General features: G+C 70.5%; 17 protein-coding genes. 8 read left to right on the top strand and 9 right to left on the bottom strand.

All coding sequences use genetic code 11. The annotated features are described in order from the left end of the window. The first annotated feature begins 52 nt into the window (after positions 1–52). The gene (locus ACFT9I_RS30900; protein ID WP_382569680.1) at positions 53–2,113 is read left to right on the top strand and encodes an FUSC family protein; all 2,061 of its coding nucleotides are present in this window, start codon (positions 53–55) and stop codon (positions 2,111–2,113) included. Between the two features lie 25 nt (positions 2,114–2,138). Here the strand turns inward: ACFT9I_RS30900 and ACFT9I_RS30895 are convergent, their stop codons facing one another. The 3 genes from ACFT9I_RS30895 to ACFT9I_RS30885 all read right to left on the bottom strand — a co-directional run bounded on the left by ACFT9I_RS30895 (position 2,139) and on the right by ACFT9I_RS30885 (position 4,755). Further along, the gene (locus ACFT9I_RS30895) at positions 2,139–2,525 is read right to left on the bottom strand and encodes an ATP-binding protein (protein ID WP_382569679.1); all 387 of its coding nucleotides are present in this window, start codon (positions 2,523–2,525) and stop codon (positions 2,139–2,141) included. A gap of 132 nt (positions 2,526–2,657) precedes the next feature. Further along, complete coding sequence (locus tag ACFT9I_RS30890; protein WP_359771252.1) at positions 2,658–3,056, bottom strand: RNA-binding S4 domain-containing protein; 399 nt, start codon at positions 3,054–3,056, stop codon at positions 2,658–2,660. Positions 3,057–3,066: 10 nt separating this feature from the next. Then, positions 3,067–4,755, bottom strand: coding sequence for an ABC-F family ATP-binding cassette domain-containing protein (locus tag ACFT9I_RS30885; protein ID WP_382569677.1), 1,689 nt, complete (start codon positions 4,753–4,755; stop codon positions 3,067–3,069). 383 nt (positions 4,756–5,138) lie between these two features. Between ACFT9I_RS30885 and ACFT9I_RS30880 the strand changes: the two genes are divergently transcribed. Both ACFT9I_RS30880 and ACFT9I_RS30875 read left to right on the top strand, forming a co-directional pair. Next, positions 5,139–6,014 carry an NAD(P)-dependent oxidoreductase gene (locus ACFT9I_RS30880; protein WP_382569675.1) on the top strand — a complete coding sequence of 292 codons (876 nt, stop codon included), beginning with the start codon at positions 5,139–5,141 and terminating at the stop codon, positions 6,012–6,014. Positions 6,015–6,103: 89 nt separating this feature from the next. Further along, on the top strand, positions 6,104–7,396 hold the full coding sequence (locus tag ACFT9I_RS30875; RefSeq protein WP_382569673.1) for a sensor histidine kinase: 1,293 nt from the start codon (positions 6,104–6,106) through the stop codon (positions 7,394–7,396). 67 nt (positions 7,397–7,463) lie between these two features. On the opposite strand, the gene ACFT9I_RS30870 is transcribed toward ACFT9I_RS30875, so the two are convergent. Next, positions 7,464–9,536, bottom strand: coding sequence for a PhoX family protein (locus ACFT9I_RS30870; RefSeq protein ID WP_382569672.1), 2,073 nt, complete (start codon positions 9,534–9,536; stop codon positions 7,464–7,466). Between the two features lie 329 nt (positions 9,537–9,865). Here ACFT9I_RS30870 and ACFT9I_RS30865 point away from each other — a divergent pair, with 329 nt between their 5' ends. Further along, complete coding sequence (locus ACFT9I_RS30865; RefSeq protein WP_382569670.1) at positions 9,866–11,281, top strand: VWA domain-containing protein; 1,416 nt, start codon at positions 9,866–9,868, stop codon at positions 11,279–11,281. A 195-nt stretch (positions 11,282–11,476) separates the two neighbouring features. Beyond that, on the top strand, positions 11,477–12,307 hold the full coding sequence (locus ACFT9I_RS30860) for a polysaccharide lyase family 7 protein (protein ID WP_382569668.1): 831 nt from the start codon (positions 11,477–11,479) through the stop codon (positions 12,305–12,307). An 87-nt stretch (positions 12,308–12,394) separates the two neighbouring features. On the opposite strand, the gene ACFT9I_RS30855 is transcribed toward ACFT9I_RS30860, so the two are convergent. The 5 genes from ACFT9I_RS30855 to ACFT9I_RS30835 all read right to left on the bottom strand — a co-directional run bounded on the left by ACFT9I_RS30855 (position 12,395) and on the right by ACFT9I_RS30835 (position 15,214). Continuing rightward, positions 12,395–13,534, bottom strand: coding sequence for a methyltransferase domain-containing protein (locus ACFT9I_RS30855; protein ID WP_382569666.1), 1,140 nt, complete (start codon positions 13,532–13,534; stop codon positions 12,395–12,397). 10 nt (positions 13,535–13,544) lie between these two features. Next, positions 13,545–14,180, bottom strand: coding sequence for an RraA family protein (locus tag ACFT9I_RS30850; RefSeq protein ID WP_382569664.1), 636 nt, complete (start codon positions 14,178–14,180; stop codon positions 13,545–13,547). A 47-nt stretch (positions 14,181–14,227) separates the two neighbouring features. After that, positions 14,228–14,680 carry a hypothetical protein gene (locus ACFT9I_RS30845; protein ID WP_382569662.1) on the bottom strand — a complete coding sequence of 151 codons (453 nt, stop codon included), beginning with the start codon at positions 14,678–14,680 and terminating at the stop codon, positions 14,228–14,230. 85 nt (positions 14,681–14,765) lie between these two features. Next, entirely contained in the window at positions 14,766–14,996 is a 231-nt protein-coding gene (locus ACFT9I_RS30840) for a hypothetical protein (RefSeq protein ID WP_382569660.1), read from the bottom strand. 35 nt (positions 14,997–15,031) lie between these two features. Further along, the gene (locus ACFT9I_RS30835; RefSeq protein WP_382569658.1) at positions 15,032–15,214 is read right to left on the bottom strand and encodes a hypothetical protein; all 183 of its coding nucleotides are present in this window, start codon (positions 15,212–15,214) and stop codon (positions 15,032–15,034) included. A gap of 121 nt (positions 15,215–15,335) precedes the next feature. On the opposite strand from ACFT9I_RS30835, the gene ACFT9I_RS30830 reads away from it, so the two are divergent. The 3 genes from ACFT9I_RS30830 to ACFT9I_RS30820 form a co-directional block, all read left to right on the top strand. Then, positions 15,336–16,181: a helix-turn-helix domain-containing protein gene (locus ACFT9I_RS30830; RefSeq protein WP_382569656.1), complete on the top strand. Its 846-nt coding sequence runs from the start codon at positions 15,336–15,338 to the stop codon at positions 16,179–16,181. Then, entirely contained in the window at positions 16,160–16,369 is a 210-nt protein-coding gene (locus ACFT9I_RS30825) for a DUF397 domain-containing protein (protein ID WP_382569654.1), read from the top strand. The genes ACFT9I_RS30830 and ACFT9I_RS30825 overlap by 22 nt, the downstream gene beginning before the upstream one ends. Further along, positions 16,362–16,545: DUF397 domain-containing protein (locus tag ACFT9I_RS30820; RefSeq protein ID WP_382569722.1), on the top strand; the 184-nt coding region annotated here is incomplete at its 3' end. The genes ACFT9I_RS30825 and ACFT9I_RS30820, both read left to right, overlap by 8 nt.

Below are 16,545 nucleotides of genomic sequence, written 5' to 3'. Positions count from 1 at the left end.
CCTGAAGCCCCAGGGCTGACAGCCCCACCCCCCATACGTCACTGTGGCCACCGTGATCCCTCCCCGCCCCGCCCGTCCGACGGCCCGGCTCGCGCCCCCCGAGTGGCTGCTCAGCGGCCTGCGCCCGAAGGCCGCCCCCATCCCCTGGGCCGCCGTCGTCCGCGCCGCCGTCGCGCTGGCCACCCCGCTCGCCGTGGGGCTCGCCTACGACCGGCCCACCTACGGCGCCCTCGCCGCCATGGGCGCCCTGTCCGGCGTGATCAGCGACACCGCCGACGCCTACCGGCTGCGGATACTGAACATCGCGATCCCCCAGCTCCTCGGCGCGCTCGGCGTCACCCTCGGCACCCTCGTCTTCGACCGGGGCTGGCTCGCCGTCGTCGCGCTGACCCTCGTCGCGCTCGTCTCCGGGATGATCTCCTCGATCGGGGCCGTGGCCTCCGTCTCCGGGCTGCTCCTGCTCCTCAACGCCGTCGTCGGCGCCGGCCTCCCGATGCCCCACCCCTGGTGGGTGGCCCCGCTGCTGCTCGCCTGCGGCGGCCTCTTCGTGCTCGTGCTGTCCCTGCTCGGCTGGCCCTTCCGCGGCCGGATCGCCGAACGGACCGCCGTCGCCGACGCCTACCGCGCCTGCGCCGACCTGCTGGAGGCAGCGGGCCGCCAAGACACGGACGGGGACTACGACACGAAGCGGCAGGCCGTCACCGAGGCGCTGAACCAGGCGTACGACCTCGTCCTCGCCCGCCGCGCCCGCGACCACGGCAGGCGCAGCCCCCTCGTACGGCTGCTCTCGCAGCTCAACGTGCTCATCCCGCTGGTCGAGGCCGCCCCCGCCGCGCATCTGCGGCGCCGCCCGCTGCCGGACGATATCCCCGCCGCCGTAAGGGAGTTGGCGCAGGCGATCGACGCGAGCAGGCTCGGCGGCGCCGACCTCGACCTGCCGGCGCCCGAAACCCCCTCCGAACGCGCCGTCGACGCCGCGCTGCGGCACGCCGCGTCCGTCGTGCACAAGGCCGACCCCGACCCGTACAACGTCGACGACCGCCTCGGCCGCCCCGCCGCGCTCGGCGTCCGGATCCGGCGCGCCGGGCGCGACGTGCTGTTCAGCGAGACGTCCTGGCGCTACGGGCTGCGCCTCGCGCTCTGCATCGGTCTCGCGCAGTCGCTGGTGTCGCTGATCGACGTACCGCGCTCGTACTGGGTCGCCCTCACCGTCACCTTCGTCCTCAAACCGGACTTCGGCTCGGTCTTCTCGCGCGCCGTCCTGCGCGCGCTCGGTACGGCGGCGGGTCTCGTCGTCGCCGCGGCCGTGCTGTCGCACGTACCGCGCGGCTGGTGGGACGTGCCGGTGATGCTGGTGCTCGCCGCGTTCATCCCGGCGCTCTCCGCGAAGAGTTACGGCTTCCAGACGGCGGCCATCACGCCCGTGATCCTGCTGCTCTCCGACGTGCTCAACCACGAGGGGTTCGCGCTGGTGGTGCCACGTCTCGTGGACAGTCTCATCGGCTGCGCCATCGCGCTGATCGCGGGCTATCTGCTCTGGCCGGAGAGCTGGCACACCCGGATCGGCGACCGGCTGGCGGACGCCGTCGAGGACACGGCGGACTACCTGGCGTACGCGTTCGGCCCGACCACCGGCCGTACGGAAACGGCGTCGGGGACGGACACGGAGACGGACACGGAGACGGACACGGAGACGGAGGAGGCGGCGGCAGGGACCCCGGCCGCGAACCAGGCCGAGCGCGTGCGGCGGCGGCGCGTGATCTACCGCGATCTGTCCGTCGTACGAACCGAGTTCCAGCGCGCGCTCACCGAGCCACCGCCCACCGGCACGCGCGCCGCCGCCTGGTGGCCGCTGGTCGTCGCGCTGGAGCGGATCATCGACGCGACGACGGCGGCGCGGGTACGCGTCAACCACGGGGCGCCGCCGCCCGACGCGGCCGAGATCGCGGACGTGGAGAAGCAGTTGCGGGAACTGGCGGCGCGGGTGCGCTCCAGTGTCGTCCTGGTGGACGTACGCAAGGGGTGGTCGGCGGCCGACGACGAGAAAGGGGTGCTCGCACCGCTGCGGCAGGAGCTCCGGTCGGCGCAGGCGATCACGTCACCCCGCCGGTGACCGGGCGACGAAGAAGCCAAGTGGCTCAGTAGTCCGGCGCCTTCAGCGTCACCCAGACCCGCTTCCCCGGCCCCTGCCTCGGCGCCACGCCCCAGTCGTCCGCGAGCGCGGCGACCAGCGCCAGCCCGCGCCCGCACTCGTCGATGGGGTCGGGCGTACGCGGCCGGGGCAGCGAGTCCCCCGCGTCCTCGACCTCCATCCGCAGCAGCCCGTCGGCCCTCCGTACGGTGACCACGATCTCCCGCCCCGGTGGCGACCCGTGCCGCAGCGCGTTGGTGACCAACTCCGACAGCAGCAACGCGGCCGTGTCGCCCAGCTCCCCCGGCAGGCCCCCCGGCGGGCTCATGAGCCCGCGCAGGGCCTTCCTGGCACGGCCGACGCTGCGGGGATGACGGGGGAGTCGAAGCCTCATGTGCTGGTCACAGTCGTGGTTCATGAAGATGACCTTCCCCACGACAACGACTTTTACTTTCCGTGCACATGAGGTGACTGTGTGCGGTTAAGCTTCGGCGCCCTGGAACCACCTCTGGAATCAGTGTCCGGGTCAGTGGCCCTGGAGTTCGTCCAGCACCCGTCGTTCGCGCTTCGTCGGGCGGCCCGCGCCACGTTCCCGGACGGCCACCGGGCCCGCGAACTCGCGGGGCGGGGGCGGCGGGCTGTTGTCCACGTAGCACTGGACCGCCACCGGGGCGCCGACTCGTTTCCGTACGACCCGGGTCAGTACGACGACCCGCTCGCGCTCCGCGTGCCGGAGCCGGATCTCGTCGCCCGGCTTGATCGCGTACGCGGGCTTCACCCGCTCCCCGTTGACGCGGACGTGGCCCGCGCGGCACGCGGACGCCGCCTGGGAGCGGGTCTTGGTCAGCCGCACCGACCAGATCCAGACGTCGGCGCGTACGGTCCCCTGGTCCCCGGTCCCGGCGTGAGCTTCAGCAGCAGCCATGCCGCCGAGCTTAGAGCGTGTCCTCCTCGTGCGCCGAGGGATCGGTCGCCGCATCCGAAAGCGCGTCCCGCACCTCGTCCGCCGATGTCTCCCGCAGCTCCTCCCCGACCACCAGCCAGCGCGTGATCCCCACCGATTCGAGGAACGGCAGATCGTGGCTCGCGATCAGCAGCGCGCCCTCGTACGACTCCAGCGCGCCCGTCAACTGCCGCACGCTCGCGATGTCGAGGCTGTTCGTCGGCTCGTCCAGCATCAGCAGTTGCGGGGCAGGCGCGGCGAGCATCATCGCGGCCAGCGCCGCGCGGAAACGTTCGCCGCCCGACAGCGTGCCGGCGAGCTGCTCCGCCCGCGCGCCCTTGAAGAGGAAGCGCGCGAGCTGCGAGCGGATGTGATTGTCGGTGGTGCCGGGTGCCAGGTGCGCGACATTCGCCGCGACGCTCAGCTCCGGGTCGAGCACGTCGAGCCGCTGCGGCAGGAACCGCGACGGCACGAAGGTCTTCGCCTCCCCCGACAGCGGCGCGAGTTCCCCGGTGAGCGTGCGCAGCAGGGTCGTCTTGCCGGAGCCGTTGCGTCCGACGAGGGCGATCCGTTCGGGGCCGCGTACGTCGAGGGTTCCTTCCCGCAGCCGCCCGTAGCGGGGCCGTACCTCGTGCAAGGTCAGGACCGTACGGCCCGCGGGTACGGCGGTACGGGGCAGGCTCACCCGGATCTCGGCGTCGTCGCGGATCGCGTCCGCCGCCTCCTCGCGCCGCTCGCGCGCGTCGCTCAGCCGCTCCTCCTGCAGGACCCGCGACTTGCCCGCCGACTCCTGCGCGGCACGTTTCAGTCCGCCCGCGACGATCCGGGAGGCCTTGCGCCGGTCGTTGAGTTTCTTGTCCTGGCGCTGCCGGCGGGCGTTCTTGATCTGCGTCTCCTCCAGCTCCCGCTTCTGGCGCCGTACGTCCGCCTCGGCGGTGCGCAGCATGCGGCCGGCCGCCTCCTGCTCGGTGGCCAGCGCCTCCTCGTACGCGGAGAAGCCGCCCCCGTACCAGCTCACCGAGCCGGCGCGCAGCTCCGCGATCCGGTCGACGCGCTCCAGCAGCTCACGGTCGTGGCTCACCACGACGAGCACGCCGGAGCGCCAGGAGTCGACGGCTTCGTAGAGTCTGGCGCGGGCCGCCAGGTCGAGGTTGTTCGTCGGCTCGTCCAGCAGGAGGACGTCGGGACGCTCCAGGAGCAGCGCGGCCAGGCGCAGCAGGATCGTCTCACCGCCGGAGATCTCGCCGACGGTGCGGTCCAGGTCGATCGCGCCGAGCCCGAGGGAGCCGAGTGTGGCGACGGCGCGTTCCTCGACGTCCCAGTCCTCGCCGACCGTCTCGAAGTGTTCCTCGCTCACGTCTCCGCTCTCGATGGCGCGCACCGCCGCCCGTCGTCCGGCGATGCCGAGTGCCTGGTCGACGCGGAGGGCGGTGTCGAGGGTGATGTTCTGCGGCAGGTAGGCGAGGCTGCCGCCGACGGTGACCGAACCGGCCGAGGGCCGCAGTTCGCCCGCCAGCAGCCGCAGAAGTGTGCTCTTGCCGGTGCCGTTGGCACCGACGAGACCGTTGCGGCCCCGGCCGACGCCGAGGGAGAGCCCGTCGAACACGGGGGTGCCGTCCGGCCACTGGAAGGAGAGCGCGGAGCAGGTCAGGGAAGCGCTGGGGGGCAGGGCGGTGGACATGGTGGTGGTCCTCGCTGGCGCGGTGGGATGGGGGCGTCGTATGCGAAGACCACGCGGCGACCGGGCCTGAGCCGGGATTAACAGGATGCGGCTGTCCGAGAGGTGGGAGGGCCCGGGACGGCATATGCATCGAGGTCGCATCCACGCGGGCGTACAGGCGCAGGCCGGAGCCTGGGGCCGTACCGCGTGATGATCGCGAACCTCAGATGCGCAACGTCCACCTCTATCGGAGACAACAAGGACGCCGCCAACGATAGGCGGGGCGGCCAGGAGAAGGCAACGCGTTTCCGACTCCCACTAAATAGAGCGCTCGTTCTAGTGAGGTGCTAGCCTCATCGCTGAATAGAACGATCGCTTTAGAGATCTGGACAGAAGGAGTTGTGATGCGGAAGCAGTCGATCACCGTCGTCGGGCTGGGTCCGATGGGGCGTGCGATGGCCGGCACGTTCCTCGCCGGCGGCCACCCCGTGACCGTGTGGAACCGGACCAGGAGCAGGGCCGACGACCTGGTGGCCAGGGGCGCCACCCTGGCCGCCACCCCCGCCGAGGCGCTGTCCGCCGGCGAGTTCGTCGTCCTGAGCCTGACCGACCTCGACGCGATGTACGCCGTCCTCGGGTCCGCCACCGACGCGCTGCCGGGACGGACCCTGGTCAACCTCAGCTCCGACACCCCCGACAAGGCGCGCGCGGCGGCCACTTGGGCGGCCGGCCACGGCGCGCGGTACCTCACGGGCGGTGTGTCGGTGCCGCCCACCGGCATCGGAAGCCAGGATTCCGTCACCTTCTACAGCGGTCCGAAGAGTGTGTTCGAGGACAGCCGGGAGGTCCTGGAAGTCCTCACATCGACCGACTACCGGGGCGAGGACCCGGGGCTGGCCGCGCTGTACTACCAGCTCCAGATGGGTGTCTTCTGGACGACCTCGCTGGCTTTCCTGCACTCCCTCGCGGTCGCCGAGGCGCACGGGATCAAGGCCGAGGAGTTGCTGCCGTACGTCTCCGAGACAGCCCGTACGATGCCGGACTTCTTCGGCTTCTACGCCCCGCGCATCGACGCGGGCGAGCACCCGGGCGATGTCGACCGGCTCGCCATGGGCGTCGCGAGCGTCGACCACGTCGTGCAGACGTCCAAGGACGCCGGGGTCGACGCCTCGCTGCCCGAAGCGGTGCTGGCGATCTTCGAGCGGGGCATCACGGCCGGGCACGCCGACGACAGCTTCAGCAGCCTGATCGAGAGCTTCCGCAAGCCGACCACCTCTTGATCCGCCGGGTCCGTCCGGTGGCCGGTACGGTCTCCGGACGCCCGTGCGGGGCGTTTCGTCGTCCGACGGCGCCCGCTTAGGCTCGGACCATGACCGACCCCGGCCATCCAGACGGCGAAGACGACGACACCAGCGCCGGCGACAAACACGACTCCGTACCGAGGTCGATACTGCCCGGCGCACTGGCCTTCCGCGGCCCCGTCCGCCGCACCGCCCGTGACTGGACCGTCGACGCCCTCGCCTTCGCGTGGGCCGTGGCCGTGTGGGCGCTGATGGCCACCCGGCTCTCCACGTACGACTATCTCCCGGACTGGATCGTCGCGTTGGACGCGCCGCTCGGCGCGGTCGCCTGCCTCGCCCTCTGGTGGCGGCGCCGTTTCCCGCTCCTCCTGGGGCTGATCATGGTGCCCGTCGGCGCCCTGACCAACACCGGCTCCGGCGCCGGCGTGGTGATCATCCTCAACCTCGCGCTGCGCGTCCCGTGGCAGCGCTCGCTGCCGGTGCTGTGCGCGATGATCGCGGCCGTCTCGCCGTACGTACTGATCTACTCGGTCCCGTACGAGGGCGGCTGGGCGGCCGCGGTCTTCGTCCTCGCCTACTACCTGGTCTTCTTCGCCTGGGGCAGCGCGCTCCGAGCCCGCCGGCTGCTCGTGCTGAAGCTGCGCGAGGACGCCGACCGGGAGCGTACGGAGCACGCGCGCCGCCTCGCCGAGTCCCGGCGCGCCGAACGCACCGCCATCGCACGCGAGATGCACGACGTCCTCGCGCACCGCATCTCGCTGCTCTCCGTGCACGCCGGGGCGCTCGCGTACCGCACACGGCGGGCGGAAGCCGGGTCCGGCGTGCAGCTGAGCGGCGCGGAGATCGCCGAGAGCGCGCAGGTCATCCGCGACAACGCGCACCAGGCGCTGAACGAGCTGCGCGACGTTCTGTACGTGCTCCGCACCGACACGGACAGCGGCGAAACCGCCCCGCCGCAGCCGAAGATGGACGACCTGAAGGGTCTCGTGGACGAGGCGCGGGCGGCGGGCCAGACGGTGGACTACGGGGCGGAGGTCGACTCCGAGCCGCCCCGGCCGCAGCTCCAACGCACGGCCTACCGCGTGGTGCAGGAGGGCCTGACCAACGCCCGTAAGCACGCGCCCGGTTCGCACGTGACGGTCAGGGTGTACGCGGGCTCCCCCCGTACCGAAGTGACGGTCGAGGTCAGCAATCCGCTGCCGGTCGGCGTGACCGCGTCGGCGATCCCCGGCGCGGGCGCGGGCCTCACCGGACTGCACGAGCGGGTCGAACTCGACGGCGGCACGCTGCGGCACGGCTCGGTGGACGGCACGTTCACGTTGAGCGCGCGGCTGCCGTGGCACTCACCGCCGGGCAGATGACAATCGCCGGACGGGCTGGAGCAGCCCGTCCGGCGATTGATTGAGCACACTGCTGTCAGTCGTCTTCTCAGACGCCGATGTCGCCGCCGTCCTTGCGCCAGACCGCCACGACCGCCGGGCGGACCATCTTGCCGCGCCCGTCGGGCCACGCGCTGAGCGGGTTGTCGACCGTCGCGCCGTCGATCTCGCCCGGGTGCTGCACGGCGACCAGGACGCGCCGGTCCTGAACGATCGGGCCGCAGGTCTCCGCGCCGTTCGGGACGGTGAGGAACTGCTTCAGCTCACCACGCCGCTCCCCCTGCGTCGCCACACCGAACAGGCCGTCGTGCGAGCCGAGTTGGGCGCCGTCCGTGGAGATCCACAGGTTGCCGTGCGAGTCGAACGCCACGTTGTCCGGGCAGGAGATCTGGCTGACCTTGTCCTTCGGGAAGCCCGCGAAGTAGGTCGCCGGGTCCTTCGGGTCGCCCGCGACCAGGAACAGCCGCCAGGCGAAACCGTCGCCCGCCGGGTCGTCCCAGTTCTCGGCCAGCTCCAGGATCTGGCCGTGCTTGTTGGCCTTGCGCGGGTTGGCCTCGTCCGCCGGGGCCTTGCCCGCCGCGCCGCGGTCGGTGTTGTTCGTCAGCGCGACGTACACGCGACCGGTGCGCGGCGAGGGCTCGACGTCCTCGGGGCGGTCCATCTTCGTGGCGCCGACCTTGTCACCGGCGAGGCGCGTGAACACGTACACCTCGTCGGCGGTCATGCCGGGCACGTGCGAGACATCGCCGGTGGCCAGCGGGATCCACACGCCGGAGCCGTCGAACTCGCCGTCCTTGGGCAGCTTGCCGCTGCCGTCGACGTCCTCGACCGGGCTGTCGCCGGTCAGCTTCGCGACGTACAGCGTGCCCTCGTCCAGCAGCGTGAGGTTGTGCTGGTGGGCGGCGCGGCTGTCGCCCTTCTTCATCGCCTTGGACGACACGAACTTGTAGAAGTAGTCGAACTTCTCGTCGTCGCCCATGTAGACGACGGCCCGGCCGTCGGCGGTGAGGCGCGGCTGCGCGGCCTCGTGCTTGAAGCGGCCGAGCGCGGTGCGCTTGCGCGGCGTGAAATCGGGGTCGTACGGGTCCAGCTCGACGACCCAGCCGAAGCGGTGCGCCTCGTTGGGCTCCTGCTTCAGGTCGAAGCGCTTGTCGAACTGCTCCCACTTGCGCTCGGTGGCGGCGGTGCCGATGCCGTAGCGCTTGTCGGTGGCGCTCGATCCGTTGGCGAAGTACTGGTTGAAGTTCTCCTCGCCCGACAGGATCGTGCCCCACGGGGTGGTGCCGCCGGCGCAGTTGTTGAGCGTGCCGTAGACCTTCTTGCCCGTACGGTCGACCGAGGTGCGCAGCAGCTCGGAGCCCGCGGCCGGTCCGGTGAGCCGGAACTCGGTCGTGACGGTGATACGGCGGTTCAGCTCGTGACGCGGTACGACGGTGAGCTTTCCGCTGCGCGGCTGCTCGTCCACCACGACGACCGACAGACCGTGCGCGGCCCAGGCGATCTCGACCTGCTCGCGGGTGGGCTTGTTGGCGTCGTAACCCTTGAACATCAGGATTTCGTCGGTGTACTCGTGGTTGGCCACGAGGAGCTGCTTGCCGCGCTCGCGCTTGAGCGGCAGCAGGCTCAGGAAGTCGTTGTTGTAGCCGAACTGGCCGGCCTGCGCCTTGGCGGTCTGCTTGTTCGGGTTGAACTCGGGGGCGCCGCGCAGGATCGGGTCGCCCCAGCGGACGACGATGTTCTGCGTGTAGCCGTCGGGGACGGTCACCTTGTCGGCGGTGTTGGGCGCGACGGGCGCGAAGCGCAGTCCGCGCGCGCCGTCGGTCTTCTTGCCGCCGTTGCCGTTGCCGTGGCCGTTGTCGCCTCCGACGAGGGGAGTGGCGGAGGCGGGGGTGTTGCCGGTGCCGGCCACGATGGCCGTACCCGCGGCGGCGGCGACGGTCACCACGGCGGCGCCGCGCATGATCGAACGGCGGGACAGGGCACCGGCTATGACGTCGCCGACGTACTCGTTGTCACTGGTGTTGGGCGTCTCGTGGAAACACGCGTCACCACAGCGGTAACGGCAGGTCATGGCGGAACGTCCGCCCGGGTGCGAGTTCAGCAGCGGCAGCAGTTTGCGCACTTTCCCCTCCGATGGGCCATGCTCGGCGCGCCCTGCGCCGACAATGTGTCGGGATATGTACGGCGGCGACGCTATGCGCGTAGGCACGCGGTTCAGCGGCCTCAAGGTGAACGTGGCATGAATGTGAGTCGACCGGGCTCCGGAGGGGGCCACCCGGTCACCACATTCCAGGTCCCGGGGCGCCCCTGCCGGAGCGGGCGCCGGGTGGCCGCTAACCTTACGTATCCGCCGTGGCCAGGGATGTTGAGTTCCGGTCGGGGTATGCCCCCGGATCCCCTGTTCCAAGTGCGGATATATGCCGCACCCAACTCATCTGAAAGGCCTCGCCCATGGGCATTCGGAGCTTGCTGCGCAAGGTGTTTGGTCGCGAGCGTGCGGAGCGTGACGAGTCGGCGGCCACGACGGTACCGGCCCAGACCGAGCGCACGCATCAGCCAGAGCCCACGACGCCAGTCACCACGACGACCACGACCACGACGACGGCCGCGGCCACGGTGCCCGCACCGGCCAAGGAGCCGTCACCCGCCGCTGCGAGAGTGACGGCGGAGAAGTCCACGACGAAGACGGACCGGCCGGAGAGGCCGGAGAGGTCCGAGAGGTCGGAGGCGGAGAAGGCCGACGACCTGGTCGCCGCGGCGTTCGACAATCCGCGTACGTCGACGCCGGAGCCGAGCGTCCCGGCACAGACGAAGCGGGAGGAGCCGAAGACGGCGACGGTCCCGGCGCAGGCACAGGCACAGGAGCAGTCCGCGCCGGAGCCGGTGAAGGCGGCGGAGCCTGAGCCGGTCGTCACACCCGAGCCGGAGCCTGAGCCGGTGGCGGAGGTCGTATCGGAGCCGGAGCCCGTCGTCGTACCGGAGCCGGTGGCGGAGGTCGTATCGGAGCCGGAGCCCGTCGTCGTACCCGAGCCGACCCCCGAGCCCGAGCCTGTCGTCGTACCGGAACCGGTGGCCGAGGTCGAGCCCGTCGTCGTACCGGAGCCGACCCCCGCCGCCGAGCCCGTCGTCGTACCCGAGCCGGTGGCAGTGGTTGCCCCCGAGCCGGAGGCGGCCGGCAAGCCCGCGCTCTCCCTCGCCCGGGTCAAGTCCCGCGCGCCCGGCCTCGTCGACGCGTACAAGGCGGCCGGCGTCGCGCTCAAGGACCTCGGCCTGGCCGGGGAGCGCGCGACCGTCTACCTCGTGCTCGACCGTTCGGGTTCCATGCGCCCGTACTTCAAGGACGGCAGCGCCCAGCGCCTCGGCGAGCAGGCGCTCGCGCTCTCGGCGCAGTTGGACGAGAAGGCGACCGTGCAGGTCGTCTTCTTCTCGACGGAGATCGACGGTACGGGGGAGCTGTCCCTCTCCTCGTACGAGAACCAGGTGGATGAACTGCACGCCGGGCTCGGCCGCATGGGCCGGACGAACTACCACCGCGCGGTGGAAGAGGTCGTCGCCCTCCATGAGAAGGCGGGCAACCCCGGCCCGGCACTGGTGATCTTCCAGACGGACGGCGCGCCGGAGGCCAAGCAGGTCGCGGAGAAGTCGTTCGCGGACGCCGCGAAGCTGCCGCTGTTCTGGCAGATCGTGGCGTTCGGCGAGCACGAGGCGAAGGGGTTCGACTTCGCGCGCAAGCTGGGCGCGGACGAGAAAGCTCCGAACGTGGCGTTCTTCCACGCGGGACCGACCCCGAAGGACCTCCCGGACGCGGAGGTCTACGGCAAGCTGCTCGCGGCGCTCCCGGCCTGGCGGTCATCCCGCACAGCTTGATCGCAACTGAGACACCACGAGACGCGCCCTCCGGTGGACCACGGAGGGCGCGTCTCATTGTTTGGCAATGAGCTTCGACCCAGCATTGACGCGCTCACGCCAGCCCCTTAGCGTCAGCCAATGTTCATATCTGAACACATCGTTCAGCATGCTGAACTTGCAGGCTGACCGAGTGACTGCGGGAAGGCACCCCCCATGCGCATGCGTCCGCTTCTCACCTCCCTGGCCACCGCCACCGCCGCGACCGCCGCCCTGGCCCTCGCGGCGCCGGCCGCACCGGCCGCGCCCTCCGTCCAGGAGAGCACCAAATCCACCACATCCACCAACGGCGTCTTCGCGGATCCGAATGTCGCCCCCGGCGGCAACTTCGACCTCGCCGTGTGGCAACTCCAGGAGCCCGTGGGCTCTCCCGGCTCGCCGACCACGATCTCGTCCGACCGGCTCCAGGGAAAGAACGGGTTCCAGGACAAGTACTTCTACACGGACACCCGCGACGGCGCGATGACGTTCTGGGCACCGGAGAAGGGCGTCACCACGCCCAACTCGAAGTACGCCCGCTCCGAACTCCGCGAGATGAAGCGCGGCGGCGGCGCCGCGGACTGGTCACTGAGCGGCAGCCACAAGCTCAGTGCGACCCTGCGCGTCGTGTCGGTCACGAAGAACGTCGCCGTCGGACAGATCCACCTCGGCAGCGGCGGCTCGTCCACCAAGCCCCTGGTCGAGCTGTACTACCGCTCGAACGGCGACATCATCGTCGGTACGGAGAACTCGCCCGACGGCGGCCAGACGCTGCACCCGGTCGGCAACGTACCGGTGGGCAAGACCTGGACGTACACGATCGCGGTCTCGGGCGGCGACACGCTCGACATCACGGTCAACGGCTCCACGACGCACTACGACATCCCGTCGTCCTTCTTCAAGTACAAGCAGTACTTCAAGGCGGGCTCGTACAACCAGTCGTCGTCCGACAGCACCACGAAGGGCGCGAAGGTCGGCTTCTACGGCCTCACGGTCTCCCACAGCTGACCGGTCCTGCGTGGCCCGGCGCTCCTGCCCCATCGCGGGCAGGAGCGCCTTCGTCAACTCGCCCTGCCCGTCGTACGGGCCGCGCCCCTAGGCCGTGTCAGACGGGGCCTCGTACCACGGGCGCGCGCTTCCGTCCGGGCCGACCGTGAGCCCGAACCGGTCAACGCCGGGTCTGCCTCGGTCGACCCACCACGTCACGGCGGCCTCCACCTCGTCCCACAGGCGACGTGGCCCGGACTGGTGGACCGTGGCGGCGTCACCGACCCGGTCGCGGAACTCGACAGTGGCCCACGACCGACTCCCCAGGTCGAAGAACCACGCCTTGCCGGCCTCCTCGCCAGTCTGGTTGACAACGTGGGCGCAATCAGGCACCCGAAGCCCGATCACGAACCGTACGGAGTCGTACCGGCGTCCCAGGTCGGCCAGCGCGAGCGGTGTTCGGGACACGTCCGCGTCGCCGGGGAAGTCGGGGTACTCCGGTACGTACGTCCGGAATCGGTCCCAGTCCAGCCGCTGGTCCCGCAGCTTCATGAACTCGACCATGCGCAGGAACGGCCCGACCGCACGCCCGTCGTCCCCCACGGTCAGCCGGACGAGAGCGTCCTGGTCGCTGTAGTGGGTGCCCCACGGGGCAAGGATGATCCCGCCGGGCCGCGTCTGCTCCAGCCAGCGGGACGGGAGGGCGCGTACGCCTGCCGTGGCGATCACGCGGTCGTACGGTGCCGCGTCCGCCCACCCGTCCCGGCCGTCGCCGTGGATCACCTGGGGGCTCGGCCGTACCGGCGTCAGCGCCGCGCGGGCCTGCGCGACGACCGCCGGGTCGATCTCGACGCTGACCACGTCGGAGCCACCCAGCCGGTGGGCAAGGAGCGCGGCGTTCCAGCCGGTACCGGTACCGATCTCAAGCACGCGCATGCCGTCGCTCACCTCCAGGTCCCGGAGCATGGCGGCCACGACCGACGGCATACTCGCGGAACTGGTCGGCACGGCGCCCGGCTCGGTGCCGGTGTGCCGGCCGTCGTCCCACTGGGTCACCAGTGGCACGTTCGCGTACGCGGCCCGCTCCCACGCGTCGGGTTCGTCGGTACGGGACACGGGGACGCTGCGGCCGGTGGCCATGTCGTGCGCCCAGACGAGGCCGGGAAGAAACCACGCGCGCGGTACGGCCCTGAACGTGTCAGCCCATTCGGGCGGCATCTCACCGGTCGGCAGGTCGGTACCGAGCACCTGCAGCCGTTTACTTGGACTCGAAGTCGCCGCCGCCGTCGGCGAGGATCTTGTCGATGCGGGCGCGGTGCGCCGCCTCCCACTCGTCCAGCGATTCGGCCGCCTCCTTGGCCAGCTTCGCCCGCGACGCGGAAAGCACCTCGTCCCGGCGGGCGCGCGGAGTCACCACGATGCCCTCCTCGTCGGCCACCACGATGTCCCCGGCGTTCACCGCCACCCCGCCGCATCGCACCTCCCGGTTCAGCGGCTCGACCGCCGCCTTGGTCCCCGGGACGGGGATGACACCCCGCGCGAAGACCGGAAAGCCCGACTCGCGCACCTCGGCCAGATCGCGGATCACCCCGTCGAGCACGAACCCCGCGATGCCGCGCCGTTGCGCGACGGCGCAGACGTTCCCACCGGCCAGCGCGTAATCCACGTCGCCCGCCTGTACGACGATCACCGAGCCCGGCTCCGCGCGGTAGATCGCCGCGTGCAGCATGAGGTTGTCACCGGCCGGACACCGCACCGTGAAAGCCGGACCGGCGATGCGCGGCATCGAGGGCCAGAGCGGGCGAATACCGATGTCCATGACCTGCTCGCGGCCCAGGGAGTCGGCGAGCGTGGTCGGGGAGATGTCCTTGAATCCGGTGACGTCGTTGCTCATGTGCGTCCTCTGGTCCTCTGGTCCTCTGACCGCGCGGCGCCCGATCCTCAGATCGTGGGAGGTGAGGTCGGCGGAGGCGGTGGCGGCGGTGGATCCACCGGCGGCGGAGTCGGGCCGCCCTCCGGGCCACGGTATTGCAACCGCGGGTAGTTCCGCGGCGGGTGCGGATACGGCGGCGGGTACGGCGGCGGGTATTGCGGCGCGTACGGAGGCGGCGCTGGCGGGTCGGGCTGGGACACCAGGAGACGTACCAGCGCCGCGAGCATCCCCGGTCCCACCAACACGGCGGCGTACAGAAGCATGAAGTACTGATCGTCGGCCGAATCGGCCCAACCGCTCGTCTGGTTATCCGCGCTGTAGAGGTACGCGATCAGCAGAACAAGCATCGAAATGCCCATGTAGATGCCGATCCACAGCCGCCGCGCGGAGGGGTTCCGAACGGGCAGCAGCCCCAATATCAGCCATAAGAGCACCACCGGTAATCCAAAGGTGATCGCCATCCAAAACCCCCGATACGAGAAGGATTTCGACCTTCGCACACCGACTGCGCCTTGTCACCGGGGCAAGCGGCGGGTCGCGACGCGCTTACGGCCGCCCCCGCCGACTGTGCTGGTTGCGCTCCGCCAGTCGTACGCTCAGGTCCGTCGGGGGCGGTGCGGGCGGTACGTAGTCCGGGCATTTCGGGCTGCCGCACTCGCACTTGGGCCACGCGAGCGCCGCACCCGGTCCGAGAAGCTGTTCCGTGTCGCCGTCGCCCTCGCCGTAGCCGTCCAGTTTCCGCACCACCAACACCCCATCCGTACCGAACGCACTCATCAACCGGGACAGAAACCGTCGCGCCTCGCTGCCGGTCACTCCGCGACCCGCTTCAGTCCGTGCTCAACGCGCCGAAGCAGCTCAGGTGTCACAGGTGCGTACACACGGGGGACGGACTCGGGCACGAGCCGCCAGAAGCCGCCGCCATGCACGACGGCGTCGAGTTCGGCCACATCGGCGGCGACGCGGGACGCGGTTCGAGCGTCTGGTTCGAACATGAGTAGGACGCACCTTCCGTCATTGCGCAATTACGTTCCGTGCATCAAGAATCGGCAGATGCGGCCGTGTCCAAAAGGGCTTGGGCGTAGCCGGGTTGCCGTCGGACACAGGGGAGTTGTCATGGGGGAACGGAAGTCGAACGCAGGTCAGAGGCCGTCGGCACGGCTCCTGCTCGCGAAGGAACTGGCGCGGCTGCGCGAGGAGTCGGGCAAGTCGTTGGCCACGCTGGGCGAGGAGACGACTTATGACCGTGCGTATCTGCACAAGCTCGAAACGGGTGTGCGGGTGGGGTCCCCGGAGGTCATCGCCGCGTTGAGCGCGGTGTACGGGACGGGTGAGCAACTGATGATGCTGTGGCAGTTGGCACGGCAGGACGCGTTCGCGGACAAGTACAAGCGGTTCATGCAGTTGGAGGCGAAAGCGACGGTGCAGTACGCGTACTCCGTGGGCGCCATTCACGGTCTCCTCCAGACGGAGGGCTACGCCCGCGAGGTGTTCGAGGCAACACGTCCGCGCGACGAGCACGACCTGTCCGAAGAGATCGCGGCGCGGTTGGGACGACAAGAGCTCCTACGGCGCGAGAACGCACCGCACTTCCGCGCGGTCCTGGACGAGTCCGTACTGCGGCGCAAAACGCGAGAACCCCAGGAGTGGACGCGGCAACTGGAACACCTTCTGGAGGCCGGCCAGTTGCCAAACGTCACGCTTCAGGTGTTGCCTTTCGATGCGGGGCCACACGGCCTGTTGGGCACGTCGGTCACCGTCCTCTGGCTCCCGGACGGCAAGGCCGTCGCCTACACGGAAGACGCCCACTCAGGAGAGTTGATCGAGGATCCGTCAGACGTCGAGAAACTGCGCCTGTCCTACGATCTACTGAGGGACTTGGCCCTGTCGCCCCGGAAGTCCGTGGCGTTCATCGAGCGACTGCTGGAGGAGAAAAACCCATGCGCCCCCGACCCGACCTGAGCACGGCCCAGTGGCGTAAGTCCAGCTACAGCAACGGCGACGGCGGCCAGTGCGTCGAGGTCGCCGACGACTACCCCGGCGTCATCCCCGTACGCGACAGCAAAACCCCCACCGGCCCCGTCCTCCTCCTCACCCCCACCGCCTGGAGCAACTTCATCGCCTACGCCGGCACCCATGCCCATGCCTAGCCCGGACCTGAGCACCGCGCAGTGGCGTAAGTCCAGCTACAGCAACTCCGACGGCGGCAACTGCGTCGAGGTCGCCGACAGCTACCCCGGCGTCATCCCCGTACGCGACAGCAAAACCCCCACCGGCCCCGTCCTCCTCCTCACCCCCACCGCCTGGAGCAACTTCATCGCCTACG

This window comes from Streptomyces sp. NPDC057137 (assembly GCF_042670825.1).
Lineage (GTDB): Bacteria > Actinomycetota > Actinomycetes > Streptomycetales > Streptomycetaceae > Streptomyces.
This window is presented reverse-complemented; position numbering and strand designations above follow the sequence as displayed.